Raw genomic sequence first — 23,860 nt, forward strand, 5'->3', positions numbered from 1 at the left:
GAAAATATTCGGTCCATTTTCGGTCACAGACCAAAGGCATGTGCCCTGCTCCCCAGGAGACGGGGAACAGGGCACGGATACCGCCGGATGACGACCGGTCAGTCGACCGTTTCGGTCGGTGGACCGGTCAGATCGTGACGCCGTGGGCGCGCAGGTACGCCACCGGGTCGATGTCGGAGCCGAAGTCGGGCGTGGTGCGGATCTCGAAGTGCAGGTGCGGACCGGTCACGTTGCCGGTGGCGCCCGACAGGCCCAGCTGCTGACCGGCGTAGACCCGCTGGCCGGCCGAGACCGACAGCGCGGACAGGTGGGCGTACTGCGAGTACCGGCCGTCGGCGTGCCTGACGACGACCTGGTTGCCGTACGAACCGCCCCAGCCCGCGGAGACCACGGTGCCGGCGGCGATCGACTTCACCTTGGTGCCGGTCGAGGCGATGAAGTCGACGCCGGTGTGGTAGCCCTTGGACCACATGGCGCCGGCCCGGTGGTAAGGGGTGCCCAGGGTGACACGGTCGAGGGGGGCGGTGTAGCCGGAGGCGCTGGCGGCAGGGGCCGCGGCCGGGGCGGCCTTCGCGGCCTTGGCGGTCGCCGCCGCGGTCTTGGCGGTGGCCTTCTCCCCCAGGGACAGGACCTGGCCCGGGTAGATCAGGTTCGGGTTGCCGCCGATGACCGGCTTGTTGTCCGCGTACAGCTCCTGCCAGCCGCCCTCGACCGACTGGGACTTCGCGATCTTGGAGAGGGTGTCACCGCCGACGACGCGGTAGGAGCCGCCGGCGCTCTTGGGCGCCTCGGCCCTCTTCGCGGGGGCGGACTTGACGGCCTTGACGACCGGCTTGGCGGCGGCTCCCGCGACGCTCTGCGGGGTGGCCGACGGGTTGGCCATCGCCTTGGTCAGACCGGCCTTGGGGCCGCACACGGGCCAGGCCTGCGGGCCCTGGGTCGCGAGAACCTTCTCGGCGACGGCGATCTGCTGCGCCTTGGTCGCGAGGTCGGCGCGCGGGGCGTACTTCGTGCCGCCGAAGCCGGCCCAGGTGCTCTGGGTGAACTGCAGGCCGCCGTAGAAGCCGTTGCCGGTGTTGATGGACCAGTTGTTGGTGCTCTCGCAGGCCGCGACCTTGTCCCAGACGCCGACAGGAGCGGCGTGGGCGCCGGTGGCCCCGACGATGGGGAGCGCCACGGCCGCTCCGGTGGTGCCGGCCAGTGCGCTGATTCGGGTGATGCGGGTGTTCCGCGGGCGACGGTGCTTTCCCTTACCGGGCATGCCGAATTCCTCTCCGACGCCTGCGAGGTAAGCTGTCGGGTTCGGACTGGAGATGCCCGGCCGCATATGGGCACGCCAAATAAAGGCATGTCGCTGCGACTTCACCCCTAGCCGTCCCGAGACCAACGGGAACGGCAACTACCTGGGTCCCCCGCTCCTGCCGTGCGGTCTTGTCATCCGGCGTCCGGGCAGCGGCAGGACTAGGCGTTCCACCCGGAAGAATCTCGCAGGCATTTGTCCTGCGAGGTCTGGAAGCTAAACGACGGAATAGTTCCGGAGCAAGGAGCTGAATCACGCCTCACGGCACACCGCAAGTCGATCAATTGCTTCTGTGACGTTACGTGATAAGCGTCCGCTCTCCGTAGGTGACGGACTGGCCCACAGTAATCGGCTGATATCGCGGGGTGAAAACGATCGACCACCCGGGACGGCCCGTCGCCTGCCGCCTGCGCAGCGTGTCCGGCGCGTGACACCCATCACGCCGCGGCACTCCCCGGGCGCCCCGTAGGCGCATATGTCCAATTAAGGGCATCAATGCCCGATAAGGAGGATGCGTCGCGGCCCAACCCGCCCCCGAGCGCCCGCGCCTGAGGGCTCGCCCGGAGCAACGCCCCTCGGGGGCCAACCGTCGAGGACGCCCGGCGATTCCCGCCGCGCTCGCCGCCGGAACGGTGCACGATGTGGCCTGCGCCACAACCACCCCCGCAGGGAGGCGAGAAGGGCGGGCCGGCAGCGCTCGAAGCCCCGAAACCGGACGTGACAGCACCGATTGAGCGGCGTAGCCTCCCAATCCCGCACAATTTCTCACATCGCCTGGGAGCCCTCGCGTGCCCTACCTCGCCGCTGACGACCGCTACGCCTCGATGGAATACCGCAGGACCGGGCGCAGCGGGGTCCTGCTGCCCGTCGTGTCCCTGGGTCTGTGGCACAACTTCGGCGACACGTCTCCGCTGGAGAACCAGCGCGCCGTGCTGCGCCGCGCCATCGACCGCGGGGTCGTCCACATCGACCTGGCCAACAACTACGGCCCGCCCGCCGGCTCGGCCGAGGCGAACTTCGGCACGCTCTTCGCCCAGGACTTCCGCCCGTACCGCGACGAGCTCTTCATCGCCACCAAGGCGGGTTACGACATGTGGCCCGGTCCGTACGGCGAATGGGGCAGCCGCAAGTACCTTCTGTCGTCGCTCGACCAGTCCCTGGGCCGCATGGGTCTGGACTACGTGGACGTCTTCTACTCGCACCGCTTCGACCCGGACACGCCCCTGGAGGAGACCATGGGCGCCCTGGACTCCGCGGTACGGCAGGGCAAGGCCCTCTACGCCGGCATCTCCAACTACCCGGCCGAGGCACACCGCCGCGCGACGGAGATCCTGCGCGAGCTGGGCACACCGCTGCTGATCCACCAGGCCGCCTACAGCATCCTCCAGCGCGACCCGGAGGACGGCGTCCTGGACGCCGTCGGCGACACCGGCACCGCCCTCATCGCCTACTCGCCGCTCGCCCAGGGCCAGCTCACCGACCGCTACCTCGACGGCGTCCCCGCCGACTCCCGGATGGCGCTCGGACACTTCCTCAAGCGCGACACCCTGACCGAACGCAAGCTCGCCTTCCTGCACGCGCTCAACAAGCTCGCCGGGGAGCGCGGCCAGACCCTGGCGCAGATGGCCCTGACCTGGGTGCTGCGCGACCCCCGGGTCGTCTCCGTGCTCATCGGCGCGAGCAGCGTCACCCAGCTCGACCAGAACCTCGCCGCCCTCGAAGCGGGCCCGCTCACCGCGGACGAGCTGGCCGAGGTCGACCGCCTCTCGGCGGAGGCCGGTGTGCGCATCCCGTAGTCGGCCTCTCCGCGAGCACGGGCCGGTCCCCGCTGGGGCCGGCCCGTACGCGTCGGTGCGTGTTCAGCGAAGGCGGGCCTTGAGCGCGGCGCGGACGCCGGGCCACTCCTCGGCGAGGACCGAGTAGTACGCGCTGTCGCGGACGGTCCCGTCGACTGCGCGGGTATGGGCGCGGCGGATTCCCTCGAAGCGGGCGCCGATCCGCTCGATCGCGGTGCGGGAGCGCGTGTTGCGCGCGTCGGTCTTCAAGGTGACGCGGAGCACACCCCAGACGTCGAAGGCGTGGGAGAGCAGCAGCTTCGCCTCGGTGTTGCAGGGGGTGCGCTGGACGGAGGCGGCGAGCCACGTGCTGCCGATCTCGGCGACGGTCGGCGCCGCGCCGCCGCAGGGCGCGGAGCGGCCCGCGGAGGCGGAGTCGGACGTCCAGTAGCCGAGGTCGAGGAAGCGGGTGGAGCCGACCAGCATGTCGCGCCGTACATCCCGCACGGCGAAGGGAAGCGCGGTTCCGGACGCCTGCTCCTGGAGAGCCTGCTCCACATAGCGCGCCATCGCCTCGTGATCGTCCGGCACCTGGGTGTAGGCGTAGGTGTCGCGGGACTCGGTGGCGGCGCGCAGCAGGCCGTCCGTATGGGAGGCGCGCAGCGGCTCCAGGCGGACGTGCCTGCCGTCCAGGATCACGGGTTCGGGCATGCACCGGATGCTGCTGTGCCGTCCGGGCCCCGGTCAAACCCGTTTCCGCGGGCCGCGTCGGGACTCCGGGGCGCCGGATGCGAAAATGGGGGCATGAACAGCAACGACGTGTTCTTCGACATCACGATCGACGGCGAACCCGCCGGGCGGATCGTGTTCACCCTGTTTGACGACGTGGTCCCCAAGACCGCGCGGAACTTCCGTGAGCTCGCCACCGGCGAGCACGGCTTCGGTTACGAGGGCTCGCACTTCCACCGCGTGATCCCCGACTTCATGCTCCAGGGAGGCGACTTCACCGCCGGCAACGGCACCGGTGGCAAGAGCATCTACGGCGAGAAGTTCGCCGACGAGAACTTCCAGCTCAAGCACACCAAGCCTGGCCAGCTCTCCATGGCCAACGCGGGCCCGAACACCAACGGCTCGCAGTTCTTCATCACCACGATCGTCACCGACTGGCTCGACGGCAAGCACGTGGTCTTCGGCGAGGTCGTCGAGGGCATGGACGTCGTCAAGAAGATCGAGTCGCTCGGCTCGCGCACCGGCGCCACCAGCGCCCGCGTCGAGATCGCCAAGTCCGGCACGGTCGGCTGACCCGGCACCGCGGAAGCGGCCCGGCACCGGAGCTCCCGGTGCCGGGCCGCCGTGTTCCAGAGATCAGCCGAAGGCTTTGACCGCCTGGTAGTACGTCCAGGCGGTGCTGTTGCAGGCGGTGTTGGTGGCGCCGCTGTAATTGGCGCACACACGCTTCAGGTCCTCGTAGAAGGCGCTGTCGAGCCGGCTCTTGTTGGCCGAGAAGGCACCCATCGCCTTGTAGTTGCGGTAGCCGAAGTCATGGCGGGCACAGGAGTTCTGGAACGGGAAGCCGAAGGGGTTGTCCGGGGAGCTGCTGCAGTAGTCGGTGGACCAGTCGAAGCCGTAGGCAGCCCAGGCGCCCTGGTTGGCGCGGGCGGACGACCAGGCGTTGTAGCTGGAGGCGCTGGTCTGGGTCCAGCTGGAGAGTACCTGGGCCTTGTCGGCGGGAGCGGCTTGGGCGGGGACGGTGAACACGACGGTGGCGACGGCGGCGGCGGCGGTGGCGGCGAAGCCGGTCGTGATGCGGCGCATGGGTTCTCCAGTCACTGACGGGCGCGTCGGGACGCGCGGGCAGGAAAGTGCAACCGGATGCGGAACCGAACGGGTGGTGCCGTTGAACGAAGCCAGGATGGGGCCGCGAGCGTCTATGCGAGTAGATGCCGGACGGCAAAAATTACATGAACATGCCGACGTGCCGCTGACATGGATCGTCGACGGCACGTCAAGAGGCTGTCATGCGTGTCTGCTTCAGCGCCCCGCCGCCCCCGTGGTCGGCGCGTACGGCCTACGGGGCGTCAGACGGCCCCGGCTCGGCCTGTTCGGCCCGTTCGGCCGGGTGGGAGTGGTCGTGGTCCCACCGCGGGTGGTGGCGGCGTGCCCACTGCGGTGTGACGAACCCCGTACGCATCCCCAGTCGCGCCTCGGGGTCCTTGGCGGCCATCCACAGGTGGCCCGCCACCACGGCCGCCACCGCCAGGGCCAGCCAGTCGTGGACGAAGGTCGCGCCGGTACGCCACACGTCACCGCTCAGATGCGGGAACATCATCAGCAGCCCCGTGCCGAGCATGACAAGCACCGCGCCCGCGGCGAAGGACGCGTACAGCTTCTGACCCGCGTTGAACTTGCCCGCCGTGCGCCGGCCGTGGGGCACGCGGCGCAAGGCGTCGCGCAGCCAGCTTTGGTCGTACGGGGCGAACCGGTTGAGCAACCGCAGGTCGCTCCGCAGGGCACGGGAGGCGAGGCCCAGCAGGAGAGGCAGCGGCAGGACGATGCCGGACCACTCGTGGACGGTGACGACCAGTCGCCTGCGGCCCACGAGTTCCGCGAGCGGCGGCAGGTAGAGGGCCGCCGCCGTGCCGAGGCAGACGAGCATCAGGGCCGCCGTCGTGCGGTGCACCCAGCGCTCGGCGCGGGTGAACCGGCGCACGGTCTCAGGACGTGGGGTCATCGTGGCGTCCGTTCGAACGGCCGACCCAGGCGTCGACGTCGTAGCCATAGTGCTCCCAGTAGCCCGGTCGCACGTCCCGGGTGACCTCGATGCCCGAGAGCCACTTGGCGGACTTGTAGAAGTACATCGGCGCCACATAGAGGCGCACAGGGCCGCCGTGGGCGGTGGTGACGGGCTTGTCCTGCATCTTCAGGGCGACCAGCACATCGTCGCGGCGGGCCTGGTCCAGTGTGAGGCTCTCGCTGTAGACGCCGTCGAAGCACGTGAAGCGAACGGCCCCGGCGCCGTCCTGCACACCCGCGAGATCGAGGAGGTGGGACAGCCGCACTCCCTCGAAGGGCGTGCCGGGCACGCGCCACCCGGTCACGCACTGCACGTCGCGCACCAGCCGGGTCTGCGGCATCGCCCGGAGGTCGTCGAGGGTGTGCGTGGCCTTCCGGTCGACGAGGCCGGAGACGCTGAGGCGGTAGTCCGCCGCGTCCCGGTGGGGGACGGAGTCCGCCACGTTGTAGATGCGGAAGCCGCCGCCCCCGGGGAGCAGTCCGCTCAGCCCTGTCGGGTCCTTCCCCGCCACCTGCGAGAGCGCCGAGTCCAGGCCGTCCTGGGCGCGGCTGCCCAGCGCCACCCCGAGGGCGCCCAGCCCGAGTATCCCGAGCACCATGCGCCGGCCGACCGGCGTGCCCTTGTCGTTCATGCGTTTCACGGTAATCCCCCGCACAGCGTTCGCGGCGGGCCGGGACGGCGCCGTAAGCAGGGCGTAAGGCCTCCGTGACGGAGGAGCCGCCCCTGGGCGGGGGGCACGGCCCGCCCAGGGGCGGCCCGCCGGGTCGGTGGCCTCGGACCGGGCGCGGGCGGCGCGGAGGGGTTGGTCAGGCCGCTGCGGGGCTTCGCGCGCACGCCGTGCGGCCGGCGGTCCAGCCCCGCGGCGGCTGCGGCGACGTCCGGAACGGCGGCGCCGGAGGGATCGACGCGGCCGCGCCGGGCGGCTGTCAGCCACATCGGGTGAGCGCTGATACGCAGGGCAGCGAGGCCCGAACCGGACCCCACGGCCGCGAGCCGGCGGGCGCCTGCGACGGCGACGGCGTGCGGGCCGAGGAGCGAGGGGCCGAGTTCGGGCCGTCCGGGCGCCGCCCACGACGCGTGCCTGCGGCTCCGGCAGATGGTTCCAGCCCCTCCTCGTCCACGGTCGACAAGCCGGGCAGGTGCTGCCGCTCGGGGTCGCGATCGCCCGGCTCGACGAGTTCCTCGACCCGGCCTTCCTCGAGACCTGTCGGCGGGATCCGGACGGCCGCCTCGGTGAGCGGGCCCCTCAGGACCGCCGCACGCGCCGGCGGCGACCTGCCTACAGCACCCCGATCCGCTGAAGGGCGCGGGCCTGGCGGCCGGAGGCCCGCAGCGGCCAGTACAGGTAGCAGACGCCGCCCGGTCCGCTGAGCGGCTGCCCGTCGGCGGAGTAGCGCTTCGTCCTGAGCCAGGTGGTCTCGAACTGCGACCGCCGGTAGACGCGGCGCACCGCGGAGTTGTCGCGGCCCGCGGGGTCGTTGGCGATGACGTCGCCGTCGGCGGTGAAGCCGACGACGCACATCAGATGCCCGGAGGTGCTGTAACCGGCGCCGTCCAGTTCGGAGGCGAGGAAGGACTGGGAGGTCATCACCGGGATGCCCGCCCTGATCAGCCCTTCGACGTCGTCGAGTCCGCGCAGCCGCGTGACGACGCCGACCATGTCGCGGTAAGTGGCGGCGTAGGCCGCGTTGAACGGCCAGTTGCCGCAGCCCTCGTACTGGCTGTCGTAGGTGTGACGGGCGGCGTGGTCGACCTGGGGGTCGGCGTACGAGGGGTCCACCCAGGCCAGGTCGGCGGCGGACGGACCGCGGCCCCAGTACTCGATGGCCATCTGGGAGCCCGCCGGGCTGCACCAGGCCTCGCCGCCGTTGTCGTACTGCGGGTACTGGCCCTTGTGGATCTCCTGCGAGTAGCGCGGCACGGGCAGCTCGATCCCCCGCGCCACGCCCGGTTCTGACGTCGGCACGATGAACCGGTCGGGGATGTCGGAGGCCATGGCGCCGAGCCGCCAGACGGTGGGTGTGACCCGCGAGCCGGGGATCCGCAGCAGGGTGAGCCGCAGCCGGTACGAGGCGAGCCGCAGGCCCGAGAGGGGGTCGTCGACGGCGAGCGTGTCGGTCCGGACGCTGCTCCTGCCGTCCCCCTGGCCGTCGACGGAGGTGCGCATGATGTCGCCGTCGCCCGAGGCCCAGCGGCCCATCGCGTACCACGGGGAGCGGCTGCCGTCGGTGTAGCCGGCGCGCAACTCGACCTGGATCCAGGTGCCGGGAGGTGTGCGGGCGTTCCACGAGGGGACGATCTCGGTCGCCGGGCGCCGCGGGGTGTGCTCGGGGGAGGTCCAGGTGGCGGTCTCCCACACCGCGGTGGTGCGGGTGTGCGGATCGGCGTACTCCACCCGGGCCGTGGGGCGCAGGATCACCACGCCGGGCCGCGGTCCGGGCACGACCCCCGTGCCGGAGTCCCACCCCTGGTGCCAGTCGGCCGACCGGGTCCAGGCGCGGTAGTTCACGGCGGCCGTGTCGCCGGAGCGGGCGCCCGGCCCGCCCGTCACGGGACCCGCCAGGTCGCGCCCCCCGGGGCCGGACGCGGCGAGAGCCCGCGGGGCCGTCGTCGCCGCGGCTGCCGCGACGGCCGCGGCCAGCACCGTACGACGCGGGGTCGGTCGGATCATGGCGGTTGTCCCCCTGTCCTGGGTGTGGACGAGCGGTGCGGCACCGCACAACGGTCGGTCCACGCGCGTGGTTCGTCCAGCGCCGCCGAGGACTTCCGGGCACGTCCACGAGTCGAAACCTCTGACACAGGGAAAGGCCGGACCCGACGGACCGTCAAGCACATCGCCGCCGTTTTCACCCGATTCCTCATATTGACCTACCGAAAGCGCGGCGAACGGTGTGTCACCCGGGAACTCCCCCGGGCGAATGGGACTCTGGCGCGGCCGGCCGACGACCCCACGCAGCCGGGAAGGAATCGCACGATGGCACCTGCCGCCGCCAGGGGCGGACGCACGCTGGCCGGCCTCGCTCTCCTCGTCACCGGTGCCGCCGGCTGGCAGGCGTCCGCGGGCGAGGCGGTCACACCGCCCCCGCCTGCGTGCTCGACGTCAGTGCCGTTCCGGTCCGGGACGGAGGGCTACCACACCTTCCGCATCCCGGCGGTCGTGCGCGTCGGCGAGGCGACGCTCCTGGCCTTCGCCGAGGGGCGCCGCGACTCGGCGGCGGACGACGGCGACATCGACGTCGTGCTCCGGCGGTCCCCCGACGGCGGCTGCACCTGGGAACCCCTCCAGGTGATCGCCGACGCCGGCACCGAGACCTTCGGCAACCCCGCCCCGGTGGTGGATCCCCGCACGGGGCGCGTCGTGCTGCTGATCTGCCGCGACACCGGCCAGGAACGGCTCGTCCACGAACTGCACAGCGAATCGGACGGCCGGTCCTGGTCCCCGCCCCGCGACATCACCTCCACCGTCAAACCGGCCGGTTGGCGCTGGTACGCGACCGGTCCGGGGCATGCCATCGCCCTGAGCGGCGGCCCGCACGCCGGACGGCTGCTGGTGCCCGCCAACCACACGTCCGTCCTGGCCGGCGGCACCGAGCACGGCGCCCACGCCCTGTACAGCGACGACGGCGGCCGGAACTGGCACATCGGCTTCGTCCAGACGCCGCGCGGCGACTGGCTCAACCTCAACGAGAGCACCATGGCCGAGCTCCCGGACGGCCGGGTCTACATCAACAGCCGCGACGACCGCGGACTTTCCGCCCCCACCCGCGCCGACGCCTACAGCCTGGACGGCGGGCTGAGCATCGACGGCGTCTTCCGGCCGCAGGGCGCCCTGAAGGGCCCCGAGGTGCAGGGCAGTGTCCTGCGCACCCGCACCGGGGCCCTGGTGTACTCGGGCCCGGCCGACCCCGCGCGGCGCCGCCTGATGACCCTGCGGGTCAGTGACGACCAGGGCGCGTCATGGACGCCTGGACCACCCGTCAGCGACCTTCCCGCGGCCTACTCCGACCTCGTCGAACTCGCCGACGGCACGCTCGGGCTGCTCTACGAGACCGGACGCGTCTCCCCGTACGAGTCGGTGGTGTTCACGCGGTTGACACAAGGGCCGAACGGGTGGCTCCCCACAACCGGGGGCACCACGCTTCGTTGAGCAGGGTCCACAGAGCAATCTTCCAAAAGGAGAACGAATGATGCGCATCGCGAAGGCCGCGGCCCTGACCGCCGTCGCCGGCGCCACCGTACTGGGTGCCGCCGGTGCCGCCGGCGCCACGGACCACGGTCGCGGCTACGACCACGGCGGTGCCTCGGCGCAGGCCGCCGCCGTCGGCTCGCCCGGTGTCGCCAGCGGCAACGTCATCCAGATCCCGGTCAGCGTGCCGATCAACCTGTGCGGCAACACCGTCAACATCCCCGGGCTGCTCAACCCCGCGATCGGCAACGTCTGCGTCAACGCGTGATCCGCGCCCTCATGAGGGCGCAGGCCGACATGCCGAGGGGCGTACGGGAGACCTCCCGTACGCCCCTCGGGCCGAGTGCGCCGCGCAGCCGCACGCGGTCGCCTCACCGGCGCCGGCCGCCGGCTCAGGCGGAGTGGGCGGCCATCTCCTCGGCCAGCGCGGCCGCGAAGGAGTCCACGTCCTCCTCGGTCGTGTCGAACGAGCACATCCAGCGGACCTCGCCGGTCGACTCGTCCCAGAAGTAGAAGCGGTACCGCTTCTGCAGCCGTTCGCCGACCTCCCGCGGCAGTCGCGCGAAAACCGCGTTGGCCTGGACGGGACGGACGACGGTGACGCCCTCGACGTCGCGGACGGCCGACTCCATTCGCCTGGCCATCGCATTGGCGTGGGCGGCGCTGCGCAGCCACAGGTCGCCGGCGAGCAGCGCCTCGAACTGCACCGAGACGAAGCGCATTTTGGAGGCGAGCTGCATGGACAGCTTCCGGATGTGCTTCATCGCCCGCACCCGCTGCGGGTTCAGCACCACGACGCACTCGCCCAGCAGCAGCCCGTTCTTGGTGCCGCCGAAGGACAGGACGTCCACGCCCGCGTCGGTGGTGAAGGCGCGCATCGGCACCCCGAGGGTGGCCGCGGCGTTCGCGATCCGCGAGCCGTCGAGGTGGACGGCCAGGCCCCGCTCGTGGGCGTGGTCGCAGATCGCGCGGATCTCCTCGGGCGTGTAGCAGGTGCCCAGTTCGGTGGACTGCGTGATCGAGACGACCTGCGGCTGCGCGCGGTGCTCGTCGTCGAAGCCCCAGGCCTCCCGGTCGATCAGCTCCGGGGTGAGCTTGCCGTCGGGGGTGGGCACACTGAGCAGCTTCAGGCCGCCCACCCTCTCCGGGGCGCCGCCTTCGTCCACGTTGATGTGGGCGGAGGCGGCGCAGACGACCGCGCCCCAGCGCTCGGTCAGCGCCTGCAGGGCCACGACGTTGGCGCCGGTGCCGTTGAAGACCGGGAAGGCCTCGGCCCGCGGGCCGAAGTGGCCGCGGAAGACCTCCTGCAGGTGGTCGGTGTACTCGTCCTCGCCGTAGGCGACCTGGTGGCCGCCGTTGGCAAGGGCGATCGCCGCCAGCACCTCGGGGTGGACGCCCGCGTAGTTGTCGCTGGCGAAGCCCCGGACCCGGGGGTCGTGGCGCCGGACCGCGTCGGTCGGGTGTGCGGTCACGGACGGGGTGTCAGCCACTGGCGGGTTCCGTTCACTTCCTCGGCGGGCCGGCTCCACACATCGGCGATGGCGTCGGCCAGATCGGTCACATCGGTGAAGCCCGCGAACTTGGCGTTCGGGCGCTCCTCGCGCATCTGCTCGTGCACCAGTGCCTTGATCACCAGGACGGTGGCCGCGGCGGTCGGGCCCTGCTCTCCCGCGAGCTTGCGGAAGGAGTCGCCCATCGCCAGCGTCCACGCCTCCGCGGCGGCCTTGGCCGCGGCGTACGCCGCGTTGCCCGCGGTGGGCTGGGTGGCCCCGGCGGCGCTGATCAGCACAAAGCGCCCGACGGGGCTGGCGAGCAGGCCGTCGTGGAAGGCCAGCGACGTGTGCTGGACGGTGCGGATCAGCAGCTTCTCCAGGAAGTCCCAGTCCGCGAGGTCCGTCTCCGGGAAGGAGGCCGAACCGCGCCAGCCGCCGACCAGGTGGACCATGCCGTCGATCCGCCCGTGCTCCTTCTCGATGCGGCCGGCCCACTCGCGGGTGGCGTCCAGGTCGAGCAGGTCGACGATGTCGCCTGTGATCCGGGCGCCGCCGGAATCGAAGCGGGCCAGGTCCACGGCCTCGGCGAGCCGCTCCGGATTGGCGTCCGCGGCGATGACCCAGGCGCCGGCACGGGCGAGCCGCTGCAGCGTCGCGCGCCCCGCCGGGCCGCCGGCCCCCGCCACCGCGATCACCGCTCCGGCCAGGGGTCCCCTGGCCGCCTCGTTGGCTTCCGTCATTGCCGCCGCCTCCTCGCCTGGATCGGTCACGCGGCCACCTGGTCGGTGCCGTGGGCCGTGATGCCCTTGGTCGAGGCGATCACACCACGGAGCTTCTTGGCCAGCGCCTCGTAGAACATGCTGAGCGGGAACTCGTCCGGCAGCACCTCGTCCACGAGCTTCCGCGGCGGCAGGTCGAGGTCGAGGGCCTGCGGTCCCTTGGCCCAGACGGAACCGGGGTGCGGCGAGAGGTACTCCGCGACGAGACCGTAGGCCGCGAACCAGTGCACGAGCTTGGGGCGATCGATGCCGTCCCGGTACAGCTTCTCGATCTCGGCGCAGAGCTGGTTGGTCACCCGCGGGGCGCGCTGCCAGTCGATGTGGAGCTTGTTGTCCGTCCAGCGTACGGCGTCGTGCTTGTGCAGGTAGGCGAAGAGCAGCTGGCCGCCGAGTCCGTCGTAGTTGCGGACGCGGTCGCCGGTGACCGGGAAGCGGAAGAGGCGGTCGAAGAGGATCGCGTACTGGACGTAGCGGCCCATGCCGTGGCCCTCGGCCTCCAGTTGCACGGCCTCCTTGAAGCTTGTGAGGTCGCAGCGCAGCTCCTCCAGGCCGTACATCCAGAACGGCTGCCGCTGCTTGATCATGAACGGGTCGAAGGGCAGGTCGCCGTGACTGTGCGTGCGGTCGTGGATCATGTCCCACAGCACGAAGGTCTGCTGGCTGAGGTCCTGGTCGCCGAGGAGCTCGCTGGCGTCCTCGGGGAGCTCCACGCCCAGGGTGTCCACGGCGGCGCGGCTCACCGCGCGGAAGCGGGCGGCCTCGCGGTCGCAGAAGATGCCTCCCCAGGTGAAGCGTTCCGGCGCCTCGCGGACGGCGACGGTCTCGGGGAAGAGCACCGCCGAGTTCGTGTCGTACCCGGGGGTGAAGTCCTCGAAGGTGATCGGCACGAAGAGGGGGTTGTCGTAGCGGGTGCGCTCGAGCTCGGCCAGCCACTCCGGCCAGACGACACGCAGCGCGACGGCCTCCAGATTGCGGTCCGGGTTGCCGTTCTGCGTGTACATCGGGAACACCACGAGGTGCTCCAGGCCGTCCTGGCGGTCGGCCGCCGGGTGGAAGGCCAGCAGCGAGTCGAGGAAGTCGGGCACCGCGAAGCCGCCCTCGGCCCAGCGGCGCAGATCCGCGACCAAGGCCTCGTGGTAGGCCTTGTCGTGCGGGACGAGCGGGGAGAGGTCCTCGACGGCGCGGACCACCCGGTCCAGGGCGCTCTCGACGGCGGCGCGCTCGGGGGCGCCCTGGGCGGAGAAGTCGATCGAGCCGTCCTTGCTCTGCCAGGGGCGGATCTCCTCCACCGCCTGCTTGAGGACCGCCCACGCCGGGTCCTGGACGATGCCGCCGCGGGATCCGCCGGTCGCGCTGCCGACCGCCGTGTCCACCGAGGCCGCTACCGGCGACAGAATTTCCGCCATGACCCCTCCTTCGCTGAAGAACCTTTTGTCGGCCCACCGTATATACGCCAGCTTCTCTCGTTCAAGTGGGAGCGGAGGAGAATCTTCCGCGAACGGGCCCCGCGGCCGGGAATCCTCCTGCGGAGGGCCGCGCCGTTCATCGCGCGTTCCGCCGTGCGCCGCAAGGGGCCGCTAGGCTGCGCGGTGTCCGTCGACCACCCGCAGCACCAGCACGGAAGCGTTCTGCCTTGAGCTTTCTCACTGTCGGCCATCGCGGTGTCATGGGCGTCGAGCCCGAGAACACCCTCCGCTCCTTCGTGCGCGCCGAGCGCGAGGACATGGACCAGATCGAGCTCGACCTGCACCTCAGCAAGGACGGCGCTTTGATCGTCATGCACGACGAGGAGGTCGACCGCACCACGGACGGCTCCGGACGGGTCGGCGACCTCACCCTGGACGAGCTGCGCGGGCTGGACGCGGGCCACGGCGAGCGCATCCCGGTGTTCGAGGAGGTGCTGGACGCGGTCACGAAGCCGATCCAGGCCGAGATCAAGGACGTCGCGGCGGCCCGCGTCCTGGCCGGGCTGATGCGCGAGCGCGACCTGGTCGAGCGCGTCGACGTGCTGTCCTTCCACGACGAGGCCCTGGCCGAGATCCGCGAACTGCTGCCCGACGCCCGCACGGTGCTGGTCGCCCAGGGCCCGATGGGCTCGGAGATCGTCACCCGGGCCCAGGCGGTCGGGGCGGGGCTGGTAAGCCTCAGCCTGCGGCGGATCAGCCTGGCGCTGGTGCAGGAGTGCCACCGCGCGGGCATCTCGGTGATCGCCTGGACGGTGAACTCCCCGGCCGATCTGGCGCTGGCCCGGGCCCTCGGGCTGGACGGCGCCGTCACCGACCTGCCGGCGGTCAAGCGCGCGGTCGAGAGCGGCCTCGTCGACTGGTGACCCTGCCCGGGCGGGCGGGCCGCCGCGGGCCGGGTCAGCCGAGCTTCTTGACCAGCAGCTCGAAGGCGAGGTCGTCGCGGGTGGGCAGCCCGAACCGCGCGTCGCCGTAGGGGAACGGGCTGGTGCGGCCGGTCCGCACGTAGCCGCGGCGCACGTACCAGGCGATCAGGTCCGCGCGCTGGGTGATCACCATCATGTGCATCTCGTCCGCCACCCACTCCTCGCGGGCCAGCCGCTCCGCCTCGGCGAGCACCAGCTTGCCCATGCCGCCGCCCTGGAGGGCCGGACGCACGGCGAACATCCCGAAGTAGGCGTGCCCGTCGCGGTTCTCCAGCTGGCAGCAGGCCACGACGGCGCCGTCCGACTCGACCGCGAGGATCAGGCTCCGCTCGCCCTCGATGACGGCCGCCACGCCCTCGGGATCGGTGCGCTGGCCTTCGAGCAGGTCCGCCTCCGTCGTCCACCCGGTGCGGCTCGACTCGCCGCGGTACGCCGACTCGATCAGCGCGACGAGCGCGGGAACGTCCTCGCGGGTGGCGGTACGGAAGACGGGGCGGGCGACGGGCTGTGCGGTCTCCATGGCGGGGGCGTCCTCTCTTCGGCGGTGGTTCGTCCCGAGGTTAGCCGTTCGTGCCGGGAGGCGGCACAAAGCGCCTGGCCTCCACGTGCCGCACGAACTCCTCGGGCGGCGCGCACCCCCGCCGGCGCACCCACCGCTCCCAGGCCAGGTCCCACGTCCAGAAGCCGTCGGTGGCCCGCCCGGGGCGGACATACGCGTAAGGTCCCTCGGCCAGCGGATCCGGGGCGGGGCCGGCGGCGGCGACGAGTACCCGGCCTGCCGCAAGGCAGTCGGCGAGCGGTTCGCGCGACTCCTCGGGCAGGCTGCCCGGGACAAGGGGCACCTCGCGGCCCCTGCCGCGGCCGACACGGGCGGGAGCGGCGGCGAGGACCGGTCGGCCGTGGGCGGCCGGGTTGGCGGGTCAGCTGCGGCCTGGGGAGGTGGCGAAGCGCTTCTCGCCCGAGGGCGGCTTTCCGGCCTCCAGCGTGACGGCGAACCCGCCGACCCGCAGGCGGGCGGCCAGCAGCGCCGTCTCGGGTTCCGTCCCCCGCTCGCCCTCCGCGGCGAGCGCCCGCAGCCGTCCGCGGACCTCGGCGAGCGGCACACCGAACACCTCGCGCACCGTCTTGAAGGCACGCGCGGCCGCGCTGCCGGGCAGCGGCTCGGCGCGCAGCACCACCTCGCCGTGGGCGGCGATCAGGGCGGCGCTGACGTGACCGGGGACCTCGCCGCGTCCGCACCCCACCTCGCCGGCTCCGCATACTTCGCAGCCGCTCTCCACGCTCCAGTGCAGGACGCCGTCGATGACGCGCACACCGGCGTGGTAGCCGGCCTCGGCGCCGCAGCGCGTGCAGGTCGTGAACAGCGGGGCGATCGCGCCGGGGCCGTGGTCCATGTCGGGCAGCCTCGCGCAGCCGGGGTCCTCGTGTCAGCCGGTTTTCCCGGCGGCGCGTGGGTAGCTTCGGGCCCGTGACGAACGTACTGAGCAGCCGGATCCTGCTACGGCCGACGGATCTCGAGCGGTCCCGCGCCTTCTACCGCGACGACCTGGGGCTGGCGGTCTACCGCGAGTTCGGGCCGTGGGAGGAGCGCGGCACCGTGTTCTTCCTGGGCGGGGGCTTCCTGGAGGTCTCGGGGCACGCCGACGGCCCGCCCGCCCCGGGGCGGCTCCAGCTGTGGCTTCAGGTCGAGGACGTGGCGGAGTGCCACCGGCGGTTCGCGGGGCGCGGGGTCCCCGTCGTGCGGGAGCCCGTGCGCGAGCCCTGGGGGCTGATCGAGATGTGGATCGAGGATCCCGACGGACACCGGATCGTCATCGTGGAGGTACCCGCGGACCACCCGCTCCGCTACCGCGCCTGATCTCCGCGCTCTGCGCCCGGTTCCGTCCCCGGCGGAGGCCGGAGGTCGGGGGCGGCCGTGTCACTCAGGACGACTGGCGGGTACGGGGTTCCCCCCGCCCGGCCACGGCCCTCTCACCGCGCGTCACGAGACACCGCGACGCCGCGGGACGACCGCCGCCGGTCATCAGCCCACCCCGTCCACCCCGGTCTCGGCGCAGGCCGCCGCGAACCGGCGGACGCCCTCGGCGATCTCCTCGGTCCCGCTGGTGTCCGCGAAGCTGAGGCGCACATAGGGGGCCGGCGCCTCCGCGGCGAAGTAGGGGCGGCCGGGGGCGACGGCGACACCCGCCCGCAGCGAGGCAGCGGCCAGGGCGGACTCGTCCGTGCCGTCCGGGAGCCGGAGCCACAGCTGATAGCCCCCGGTGGGGGCGCGCAGGGCGGACGCGAGCCCCGGCACGTCGCGGTGGAGGGAGGTCAGCATCGCGTCACGGCGGCCGGCCAGGCCCGCGCGGACGGCCCGCAGATGGCGTGGCCAGGCGGGGGCGCCGACGAGTTCGAGGGTGGCCTCCTGGAGCGGGCGCGGCACGAAGAAGCTGTCGACGATCTGGATGGCGCGCAGCCGCTCCATGACCGGGCCCCGGGCGACGAGCGCGCCGACGCGCAGACTGGGCGAGGTGGGTTTGGTCAGCGAGGTGACGTGGACGACCGTGCCGTAGGGGTCGTCCACGACCAGTGGTGCCGGTGGCTCGGCGCCGTGGCCGAGTCGCCGGGCGAAGTCGTCCTCGACGAGGAAGGCGCCGGAAGCGTGGGTGATCTCGGTGATGCGGCGGCGGCGGTCGGCGGCGAGGACGGCGCCCGTGGGGTTCTGGAAGAGCGGCTGACAGAAGAAGACCCGGGCGCCGGTGGCGGCGAAGGCGTCGGCGAGCAGGTCGGGGCGCACGCCGTCGTCGTCCATGGGGACGGGGACGGGACGCAGCCCGGCGGCGCGGGCGACGGCCATGGCGCCGGGGTACGTCGGCGACTCGACGAGCACCGGCGAACCGGGCGGGGCGAGCGCGCGCAGGGCGGTGGTGAGCGCGGCCTGGCCCCCCGCGGTGATCAGCACGTTGGCGGGGCCGAGGGCGCCGCCCGGGCCGCCCGTCTCGCGGGCGAACCAGGCCCGCAGCGCCGTCAGCCCCTCCGGCGGAGGCATGTCCCACGCGCCGGGGCGGTGGGCGGCCCGGGCGAGCGCGGCGCCGAGTGCGCGCCCGGGCTGGAGCGAGTCGTGCAGATAGCCGCCGTTGAACGCGATGACCCCGGGCGGGGGGACAGCGAGGCTGGCGATCACTCCGGAGGCGTCGACGACCCTGGGCGCGGGTTCGCCGTACTGCTCCTCGGCGGTGAGCGCGACCTGCTGCCAGGAGGTGTCCACGGCGCGGGAGTCGCCGGGTGTGCGACGGGCACGGTAGGAGCCGGCGCCGGGACGGGTGACGACCAGGCCCTCGGCGGCGAGCGCCGCCAGGGCCCGGGTGACCGTGACGGGGCTGACGCCGAAGCGCTCGACGAGGTCACGGCTCGACGGCAGCTTCTCACCGGGCGAGTAGCGGTGAAGCTCGTGCCGCAGAGATTCCGCGAGATTCTCGGAGCTGCTACCGTCATTCATGACAGCAAATAATAGCGCTACCGTCGTTCAGCCGATAGCGGCCGGCAGCCGTGGGGCAGGCACCGCGCTCGCCGGGCTCGGCGTCGCCGCCTTCTCCCTGACGTTTCCCGCGACGCATTGGGCGCTCACGGGCTTCGGCCCCTGGACCGCCACCACTGTCCGGGCCGTACTGGCGGCGGTGGTGGCGGCCCTGTGCCTCGCACTGGCGCGGGCGCCGCGGCCCGATCGCCGTCACTGGGCCGGGCTCGCGGTCGTGGCGCTCGGCGTCGTCCTAGGATTCCCCCTGCTGACCACCCTGGCGCTGCGCACCACCGACACCTCGCACGCCGCGGTCGTCGTGGGCGCGCTGCCGCTGGTCACCGCCGTGTCCGCCGCCGTGCGCGTCGGGACGCGCCCGTCCAGGACGTTCTGGTCGGCGGCCGTCGCGGGCGGGGCGATCGTGGTGGGCTTCGCCGTGTGGCAGGGAGGCGGCGGCGTGACCACGGGCGACCTCTTCCTCTTCGCGTCGCTGCTGGTCTGCGCGGCGGGATACGTCGAGGGCGGACGGCTGGCCTCGGTCATGCCGAGCTGGCAAGTCATCGGCTGGGCGCTGGTCGGCGCGCTGCCCCTGACGGTGCCCGCCGCGGGGGTGGCGCTCGCGCTGGAGCCCGCGCACCTCGGCGGCAGCGCGGTGGCCGGCCTGCTCTGGGTCTCGGTCGTGTCCCAGTTCCTCGGGCTGATGGTCTGGTACCGGGGCATGGCCGCCATCGGCGTCGCGCGGGCCAGCCAGCTGCAGCTCGCCCAGCCGCTGCTGACGCTGGTCTGGGCGGCCGCGCTGCTCGGCGAGGATCTGGGCGCGCTGACCGCGCCCGCCGCGCTGGCGGTCCTGGTCTGCGTTGCCGTCACCCAGCGGGGTCGCGGCTGAACCGGGCGCCGCCCGCCGCGCTCCCCCGGTACGCCCGTGCGCTGGAGTGTGCGCCGCCGGGTACGGGCATCCTCCGGGCAGGAGCCGAAGGAGGGCCGCTCATGCACGGACCGCCGCTGGTGGCCTGGCTGCTCGTGGTGCTCGGCGCCGCCACGGGTGCGTACTGCCTGTTCCGCACCCGGCGCGGCTGCCCCGGCACCGGGCCCGACGTGCGGCGGGTGGCGCGCGCTGAGGCGCTGATGGGGCTGGGCATGGCCGTGATGGCGGTGCCGGTGTCGGTTCTCGCCCCGCCGCTGTGGGTCTCGGCGGCTTTCGGCCTGGTCTTCGGCGTGGCCGCGGTGCGCGCGCTTCTGCTGGCCCGGCACGGCGCGCACCACCTGCACCACGCGGTGGGCGCGGGGGCGATGGTCTACATGGCGGTGGCCATGGCCGAGGCGGGTGCCGCGGGCGCCGCCGGCGCGGCGCATGCCGGCCACACGCCGGCCGGGTCGCCCGCGGCGACCGGGCTGCTGCTGGTGTACTTCGCGGTCTACGTCCTCGCGGCGGGCGTGCGCCTGGTCTCGGTCCCCGCCACCGTGGCGGCGGCCGGCACGGCGGCCGCCGGGGGCGGCGTGCCGGTGGGGCACGCGCCCGAACTGGCCTCGGCGTGCCGCGTGTCCATGGCGATAGGGATGTTCGCCATGCTGCTCACCTTGTGATCGCGGTGAGCTCCTCGCCGGGTGATCGCAGTGAGGCGCGTCACTTTCCGGCCGAGTACCGTACCCGTGCGCGACGACGCCCTCATAGTCTGGCGGCATGACCGTCCCGCTCGTGCTGCTCCTGCTCGGTGCGGCGGCGGCCGCCACGGCACCGCGCCTGCTCATCCGAGCCGTCTGGCCCGAGCGGGAACCGGTACTGGCCCTGTGGGTGTGGCAGTGCGTGGTCGGCGCGGTCCTGCTGTGCCTGTTCCTGGCCATGGCCCTCAGCGCCTCCGCCACGTGGACGTCGCTGCGCGAGGGGCTGTTCGCCTTCGCCCCCCATGGCGTCGTCGAGGCGTACGAACTGCACGGATACGGGCCCTGGGCGCCTTACCTGGCAATTGCGCTGGCCTGTGGCGGCGCCTGGACGGCCGCCATGCTCGCCCGTGAGATCCGCGGGGCCCGCGCCCGGCAGCGGGCCCGCCGCGCGGAACTGCGCGCCCGCTCGCCGCGGCTGCCAGGAGAGGCCGCCACCCCGGAAGAGCGGCTGGTCGTCCTGGAGAGCGAGCGCCCGGACGTCTGGTGGCTGACCGGCCCCCGGCCGCAACTGGTCGTCACCACGGCGGCACTGCGCCGCCTGAAGGGGCGCCGGCTCGACTCCGTCCTCGCCCACGAACAGGGCCACGCGCGGGCCAGGCACGACGTCCTGCTGCACTGTGCGGGCGCGCTGGCCGCGGGCTTCCCGCAGGTGCGGGTCTTCGCCGGGTTCCGCGACCAGGTGCACCGGCTCGTCGAACTGGCCGCCGACGATATCGCCTCGCGTCGCTTCGGGCGGCTCACCACAGCTCTGGCCCTGGTCGAACTCAACGAGCACCGCGGCGTGTTCGGCCCCTGCCCGACGCCGGACGCGCAGGTGCCCGTCCGCGTCAGCCGGCTGCTGGACCCGGCGCCGCGCCTCACCCGGCTCGGGCGCGCCCATCTCTCCGCGTGCGCGCTGCTGATCCCGGTCGTGCCACTGCTCGTGGCATTCGGCCCGGGGATCGGGGCTCTCACGTAGCCTCGGCTCCATGGACGCTCCTCCCGCGCCGGCCGACGTCCGGGACGACACCGACCGGACCCTGCGCCAGACGTGCCTGAGCCAGTGCGCGGCGGCCTCCGCCGCCTTCCTGCTGCTGCTCGGGCTCGTCGCGGCGCACTGGGGGCCACTGCTCGCCGCCGACCGCGGCATCGCGGTGGAGCTGCACTCCGTCGCGGTGCGGCACCCGGGCTGGACCCGGCTCAACCGAGTCCTGACCGACTGGGTGTGGGATCCGGTGACGATGCGTCTGGTGCTGCTCGCGGCCGTCGTGTGGCTGGTGGTACGGCGCGAGAACCGGCAGGCCCTGTGGCTGGTGCTGGCCGGCGCCGTCGGCTGGGTGCTGCAGGCGGCCGCCAAGGTCCTCGTCGGCCGGCAACGCCCGCGCTGGCCCGACCCCGTCGACTCGGCCTCCTTGCCGGCCTTCCCCTCGGGCCACGCAACGACGGCCGCGCTCGTCTGCGGCGCGCTGCTGTGGCTGCTGCTGCTCCGCCGGCCGGCCCGCTCCCTCTGGTGCGTGGCGGCCTGTGCCGTCGCCTTTGTGTCGGTCGCCGGTGTCGGCTTCACCCGCGTCTATCTCGGCGTGCACTGGCCCTCGGACGTCGTGGGGGGCTGGTTGCTGGCGGCGGCCGTGCTCGCCGCCACGGCCGCGCTCTGCGAGCCGTGGCGCACGGGCGCGGCGGAACCGGACCGGCCGTCCTCCTGAGGCGTCGACGGATTCTGGCGATGCGCCCGGCATCACCCTGCAGATGCGTCACGCGATGGCCGCGGCGCCCCCGCAGACGCCCCCAGCGCCTGCACCTGCGCATAGGAGAGGGGCGCGGGTTCCACCTGACGGCCGTCGCGGACAGCGCTCGCGGTGGCCGCGGCCGCCGCCAGGGCCGTGCGGTAGAGAAGAGAGCCGAGGCTGATCCTCCGGACGCCCAGCGCGGCCAGTTCAGTGACGGTGGGTCCGTTCGGCGTGTAGAGGATGTTCAACGGGACGGTAAGGGTCGCCACCAGGGAGGCGATCCCGTCCGGGGCGGACAGTCCTGGCACGAAAGCCCCGTCCGCGCCGGCCTGTTCGTACTCCGCGAGCCGGGTCCCGGTCTCCTCCAGCCGGCACCCGAGCCAGTGGGTGTCGGTGCGAGCGTTCACGAACAAAGGGGGCACGGCGACCTTGACCGCAGCGATCTTCGCGGCGTGCGCTCCCACCGGAGCGAGGGTGCCGTCCGCGCGCCCGTCCTCGAGGTTGATCCCCGCGGCGCCCGCCTCATGCAGCCTCGCGGCCAGCTCGGCCACTGCCTGCGGGTCGTCGCTGAAGCCCCCTTCGATGTCCACGGTGAACAGAAAGGAGCCACCTTTGAGTCGGCGGGCCAGCGCCAAAGTCTCCTCCGCCGTCGCCGCCGCCCCGTCCGGCAGGCCCGCGGCCGCGGCGACGCCGAGGCTCGTGGTGCCGATCGCCGGGAAACCCTGCGCCGCCAGAACAGCCGCTGAGGCACAGTCCCAGGCGTTGGGCAGCAGCAGCGGCGCCTCCTGGTCGTGCAATGCGGCGAAGGCGGTACGCGGGCGGCGGAGCAGGCCGTCGGCCAGGGCGAGGGCGTGCGGCCGGCCGGGGCAGGCCCTCGGCGGTGCGCCGAAGGCGAGGGGCACCGGGTGCACCCGGTTGGCCGCCGAGAGGTCGAGGAGCACCCTGTCCCCCTCGGCGATCTCGCGGCCGCCGACACGGGTGGCACAGGCAGCGACCCGGCGCATGGCCGGTACCGGCGGGGCCTGCCGGAGCACCCGGGCCACCGGTACGTCGCTGCCGGCCGCGGCCGCCGCCTCCACCAGCGCGGCCGTCGCGGCGCAGGCCTGCACCAGTAGTCCGATACGGGCCGCGGCGGCCTCCAGGGCGCCTTCGTCCGCCGACGCCGGCACCAAGGACGCGACCAACCGGGCCACCGCTTCGTCCGCGGCCGCGTCTGCACCTCCGAAATAGGCTCCCGCGACGACGGTCACCGCCTCCGCGACCGCCCCGGGCTCCGGCATGCCCAGTGCCTCGGCAAGGGTGCGCACCACCCGTGTCCGGACCTCTCCCTCAGGCCGGGCCGCGACCGCCCGCCGCAGTTCGGCGGGGTCCAGCCGCGCCAGTTCGGCCTCCACCAGGGCCCGCCGTCGCCGGTGCGACGCACCGGAGCTGAACCGGGCCACGGTGGCGCGCAACCACGCGACGTCGATCCCGGCCGGACCCCCTTCCGCAGCCGGCAGTTCCGGGACGAGCGCCGGGTGGGCTGCCGCCGCAGCAATGTCGTCATAATGGTCGAAGCGATGCGTCGTAGGCGTCACGTCCCCGAACCTAGAGCCGGAACAGTTCGGCACCCTCCGAACCGTCCTTGCGTCACCATGGCCTCATGTCCTCACTCGCCGAGACCGCCGGCCTGTTCGCCGACCGCACCAGGGCCGTCTTCTGCCAGGCTCTTCTCGACGGCCGCGCCTGGACGGCGGGCGAGCTCGCCCGGCACGCCGGGGTGCGGCCCTCCACCGCAAGCGAGCACCTGTCGCGGCTCATCGCGGGTGGGGTCCTGACCGAGGAACGCCAGGGCCGGCACCGCTACGTCCGGCTGTCCGGCCCGGAGGCGGCGGCTCTGGTCGAAGCCCTCTCCTCGTACGCCCCGGACGCCCCTCGGGCACGGAGCCTGCGCGAGTCGGTGCGGCTCAGCGCCGAGGCACGTGCCCGCACCTGCTATGACCACTTGGCGGGGCGACTGGGCGTGGCCTTGGCCGACGCCATGGTCGTCCGGGGCCTGGTCGCCACCGGCTCCGGGCTCGCTGTCACCCTGGAAGGGCGGGCTTGGCTGGCCGGCGCGCTGGGCTACCGGCAGCCTCCGGGATCCCGGCGGCCCCTCGTACGGGCTTGCCTGGACTGGACGGAGCGCCGGCACCATCTCGCCGGATCGCTGGGCGCGGCCCTGTGCGCCACCGCACTGGACGAGCAGTGGGTGCGGCGAGTCGGCTCCGGGCGCGCTGTGAAGGTGACGGAGCTAGG

General features: G+C 73.1%; 25 protein-coding genes and 1 riboswitch. Of the genes, 11 read left to right on the forward strand and 14 right to left on the reverse strand.

What is annotated here, in order from left to right; translation table 11 throughout:
* Positions 1-127: 127 nt before the first annotated feature.
* The gene (locus ACRWND_RS14285) at positions 128-1,261 is read right to left on the reverse strand and encodes a transglycosylase family protein (protein WP_431949118.1); all 1,134 of its coding nucleotides are present in this window, start codon (positions 1,259-1,261) and stop codon (positions 128-130) included.
* Between the two features lie 2 nt (positions 1,262-1,263).
* Positions 1,264-1,454: riboswitch (cyclic di-AMP (ydaO/yuaA leader) on the reverse strand.
* Positions 1,455-2,088: 634 nt separating this feature from the next.
* Here ACRWND_RS14285 and ACRWND_RS14290 point away from each other — a divergent pair.
* The gene (locus ACRWND_RS14290) at positions 2,089-3,096 is read left to right on the forward strand and encodes an aldo/keto reductase (RefSeq protein ID WP_431949119.1); all 1,008 of its coding nucleotides are present in this window, start codon (positions 2,089-2,091) and stop codon (positions 3,094-3,096) included.
* 63 nt (positions 3,097-3,159) lie between these two features.
* Here ACRWND_RS14290 and ACRWND_RS14295 read toward each other — a convergent pair whose 3' ends face one another.
* A complete protein-coding gene (locus tag ACRWND_RS14295) occupies positions 3,160-3,786 on the reverse strand; it encodes a GNAT family N-acetyltransferase (RefSeq protein WP_431949120.1) in 627 nt (208 codons plus the stop codon).
* Between the two features lie 93 nt (positions 3,787-3,879).
* Between ACRWND_RS14295 and ACRWND_RS14300 the strand changes: the two genes are divergently transcribed.
* Complete coding sequence (locus ACRWND_RS14300) at positions 3,880-4,377, forward strand: peptidylprolyl isomerase (protein WP_431949121.1); 498 nt, start codon at positions 3,880-3,882, stop codon at positions 4,375-4,377.
* A 63-nt stretch (positions 4,378-4,440) separates the two neighbouring features.
* Here ACRWND_RS14300 and ACRWND_RS14305 read toward each other — a convergent pair whose 3' ends face one another.
* The 4 genes from ACRWND_RS14305 to ACRWND_RS14320 all read right to left on the reverse strand — a co-directional run bounded on the left by ACRWND_RS14305 (position 4,441) and on the right by ACRWND_RS14320 (position 8,540).
* A complete protein-coding gene (locus ACRWND_RS14305; protein WP_431949122.1) occupies positions 4,441-4,890 on the reverse strand; it encodes a phospholipase in 450 nt (149 codons plus the stop codon).
* Between the two features lie 253 nt (positions 4,891-5,143).
* Positions 5,144-5,806 carry a cytochrome b/b6 domain-containing protein gene (locus ACRWND_RS14310; protein ID WP_431949123.1) on the reverse strand — a complete coding sequence of 221 codons (663 nt, stop codon included), beginning with the start codon at positions 5,804-5,806 and terminating at the stop codon, positions 5,144-5,146.
* A complete protein-coding gene (locus ACRWND_RS14315) occupies positions 5,790-6,500 on the reverse strand; it encodes a molybdopterin-dependent oxidoreductase (RefSeq protein ID WP_431949124.1) in 711 nt (236 codons plus the stop codon). The genes ACRWND_RS14310 and ACRWND_RS14315 overlap by 17 nt, the downstream gene beginning before the upstream one ends.
* A gap of 648 nt (positions 6,501-7,148) precedes the next feature.
* Positions 7,149-8,540, reverse strand: coding sequence for a peptidase C39 family protein (locus ACRWND_RS14320; protein ID WP_431949125.1), 1,392 nt, complete (start codon positions 8,538-8,540; stop codon positions 7,149-7,151).
* A gap of 303 nt (positions 8,541-8,843) precedes the next feature.
* Here ACRWND_RS14320 and ACRWND_RS14325 point away from each other — a divergent pair, with 303 nt between their 5' ends.
* Both ACRWND_RS14325 and ACRWND_RS14330 read left to right on the forward strand, forming a co-directional pair.
* The gene (locus tag ACRWND_RS14325; protein ID WP_431949126.1) at positions 8,844-10,016 is read left to right on the forward strand and encodes a sialidase family protein; all 1,173 of its coding nucleotides are present in this window, start codon (positions 8,844-8,846) and stop codon (positions 10,014-10,016) included.
* A 37-nt stretch (positions 10,017-10,053) separates the two neighbouring features.
* Positions 10,054-10,323 (forward strand): chaplin, encoded by a 270-nt coding sequence (locus ACRWND_RS14330; protein ID WP_431949127.1) that lies wholly within the window; start codon positions 10,054-10,056, stop codon positions 10,321-10,323.
* 124 nt (positions 10,324-10,447) lie between these two features.
* On the opposite strand, the gene ACRWND_RS14335 is transcribed toward ACRWND_RS14330, so the two are convergent.
* From ACRWND_RS14335 to ACRWND_RS14345, 3 genes are read right to left on the reverse strand one after another with little or no spacing between them, the layout of a single operon-like run.
* A complete protein-coding gene (locus tag ACRWND_RS14335) occupies positions 10,448-11,527 on the reverse strand; it encodes a threonine aldolase family protein (protein WP_431949128.1) in 1,080 nt (359 codons plus the stop codon).
* Entirely contained in the window at positions 11,524-12,288 is a 765-nt protein-coding gene (locus tag ACRWND_RS14340; protein WP_431949129.1) for an SDR family oxidoreductase, read from the reverse strand. The genes ACRWND_RS14335 and ACRWND_RS14340 overlap by 4 nt, the downstream gene beginning before the upstream one ends.
* 26 nt (positions 12,289-12,314) lie before the next feature.
* Positions 12,315-13,733 carry a DUF6421 family protein gene (locus ACRWND_RS14345; protein ID WP_431949130.1) on the reverse strand — a complete coding sequence of 473 codons (1,419 nt, stop codon included), beginning with the start codon at positions 13,731-13,733 and terminating at the stop codon, positions 12,315-12,317.
* A 227-nt stretch (positions 13,734-13,960) separates the two neighbouring features.
* Here ACRWND_RS14345 and ACRWND_RS14350 point away from each other — a divergent pair, with 227 nt between their 5' ends.
* A complete protein-coding gene (locus ACRWND_RS14350; protein ID WP_431949131.1) occupies positions 13,961-14,656 on the forward strand; it encodes a glycerophosphodiester phosphodiesterase in 696 nt (231 codons plus the stop codon).
* Positions 14,657-14,690: 34 nt separating this feature from the next.
* On the opposite strand, the gene ACRWND_RS14355 is transcribed toward ACRWND_RS14350, so the two are convergent.
* The 3 genes from ACRWND_RS14355 to ACRWND_RS14365 form a co-directional block, all read right to left on the reverse strand.
* On the reverse strand, positions 14,691-15,236 hold the full coding sequence (locus ACRWND_RS14355) for a GNAT family N-acetyltransferase (protein WP_431949132.1): 546 nt from the start codon (positions 15,234-15,236) through the stop codon (positions 14,691-14,693).
* 40 nt (positions 15,237-15,276) lie between these two features.
* Positions 15,277-15,558, reverse strand: a complete 282-nt coding sequence (locus ACRWND_RS14360) for a hypothetical protein (RefSeq protein WP_431949133.1) — start codon at positions 15,556-15,558, stop codon at positions 15,277-15,279.
* Between the two features lie 78 nt (positions 15,559-15,636).
* Positions 15,637-16,110, reverse strand: coding sequence for a hypothetical protein (locus tag ACRWND_RS14365; protein ID WP_431949134.1), 474 nt, complete (start codon positions 16,108-16,110; stop codon positions 15,637-15,639).
* A gap of 74 nt (positions 16,111-16,184) precedes the next feature.
* Between ACRWND_RS14365 and ACRWND_RS14370 the strand changes: the two genes are divergently transcribed.
* Positions 16,185-16,574, forward strand: a complete 390-nt coding sequence (locus tag ACRWND_RS14370) for a VOC family protein (protein WP_431949135.1) — start codon at positions 16,185-16,187, stop codon at positions 16,572-16,574.
* Positions 16,575-16,739: 165 nt separating this feature from the next.
* Here the strand turns inward: ACRWND_RS14370 and ACRWND_RS14375 are convergent, their stop codons facing one another.
* On the reverse strand, positions 16,740-18,197 hold the full coding sequence (locus ACRWND_RS14375; protein ID WP_431949136.1) for a PLP-dependent aminotransferase family protein: 1,458 nt from the start codon (positions 18,195-18,197) through the stop codon (positions 16,740-16,742).
* Here ACRWND_RS14375 and ACRWND_RS14380 point away from each other — a divergent pair.
* The 4 genes from ACRWND_RS14380 to ACRWND_RS14395 all read left to right on the forward strand — a co-directional run bounded on the left by ACRWND_RS14380 (position 18,196) and on the right by ACRWND_RS14395 (position 21,559).
* Entirely contained in the window at positions 18,196-19,101 is a 906-nt protein-coding gene (locus tag ACRWND_RS14380; protein ID WP_431949137.1) for a DMT family transporter, read from the forward strand. The genes ACRWND_RS14375 and ACRWND_RS14380 overlap by 2 nt on opposite strands.
* A gap of 101 nt (positions 19,102-19,202) precedes the next feature.
* Positions 19,203-19,799 carry a DUF5134 domain-containing protein gene (locus tag ACRWND_RS14385; RefSeq protein WP_431949138.1) on the forward strand — a complete coding sequence of 199 codons (597 nt, stop codon included), beginning with the start codon at positions 19,203-19,205 and terminating at the stop codon, positions 19,797-19,799.
* Positions 19,800-19,896: 97 nt separating this feature from the next.
* Entirely contained in the window at positions 19,897-20,835 is a 939-nt protein-coding gene (locus ACRWND_RS14390; RefSeq protein WP_431949139.1) for a M56 family metallopeptidase, read from the forward strand.
* Between the two features lie 10 nt (positions 20,836-20,845).
* Entirely contained in the window at positions 20,846-21,559 is a 714-nt protein-coding gene (locus tag ACRWND_RS14395; RefSeq protein ID WP_431949140.1) for a phosphatase PAP2 family protein, read from the forward strand.
* A 32-nt stretch (positions 21,560-21,591) separates the two neighbouring features.
* Here the strand turns inward: ACRWND_RS14395 and ACRWND_RS14400 are convergent, their stop codons facing one another.
* On the reverse strand, positions 21,592-23,160 hold the full coding sequence (locus ACRWND_RS14400; protein ID WP_431949141.1) for an isocitrate lyase/phosphoenolpyruvate mutase family protein: 1,569 nt from the start codon (positions 23,158-23,160) through the stop codon (positions 21,592-21,594).
* Between the two features lie 65 nt (positions 23,161-23,225).
* Between ACRWND_RS14400 and ACRWND_RS14405 the strand changes: the two genes are divergently transcribed.
* The coding region (locus ACRWND_RS14405) for an ArsR/SmtB family transcription factor (protein ID WP_431949142.1) at positions 23,226-23,860 on the forward strand (635 nt) is incomplete at its 3' end.

The sequence above is a fragment of the Actinacidiphila sp. bgisy167 genome (assembly GCF_965342175.1).
Classification (GTDB): Bacteria; Actinomycetota; Actinomycetes; order Streptomycetales; family Streptomycetaceae; genus Actinacidiphila.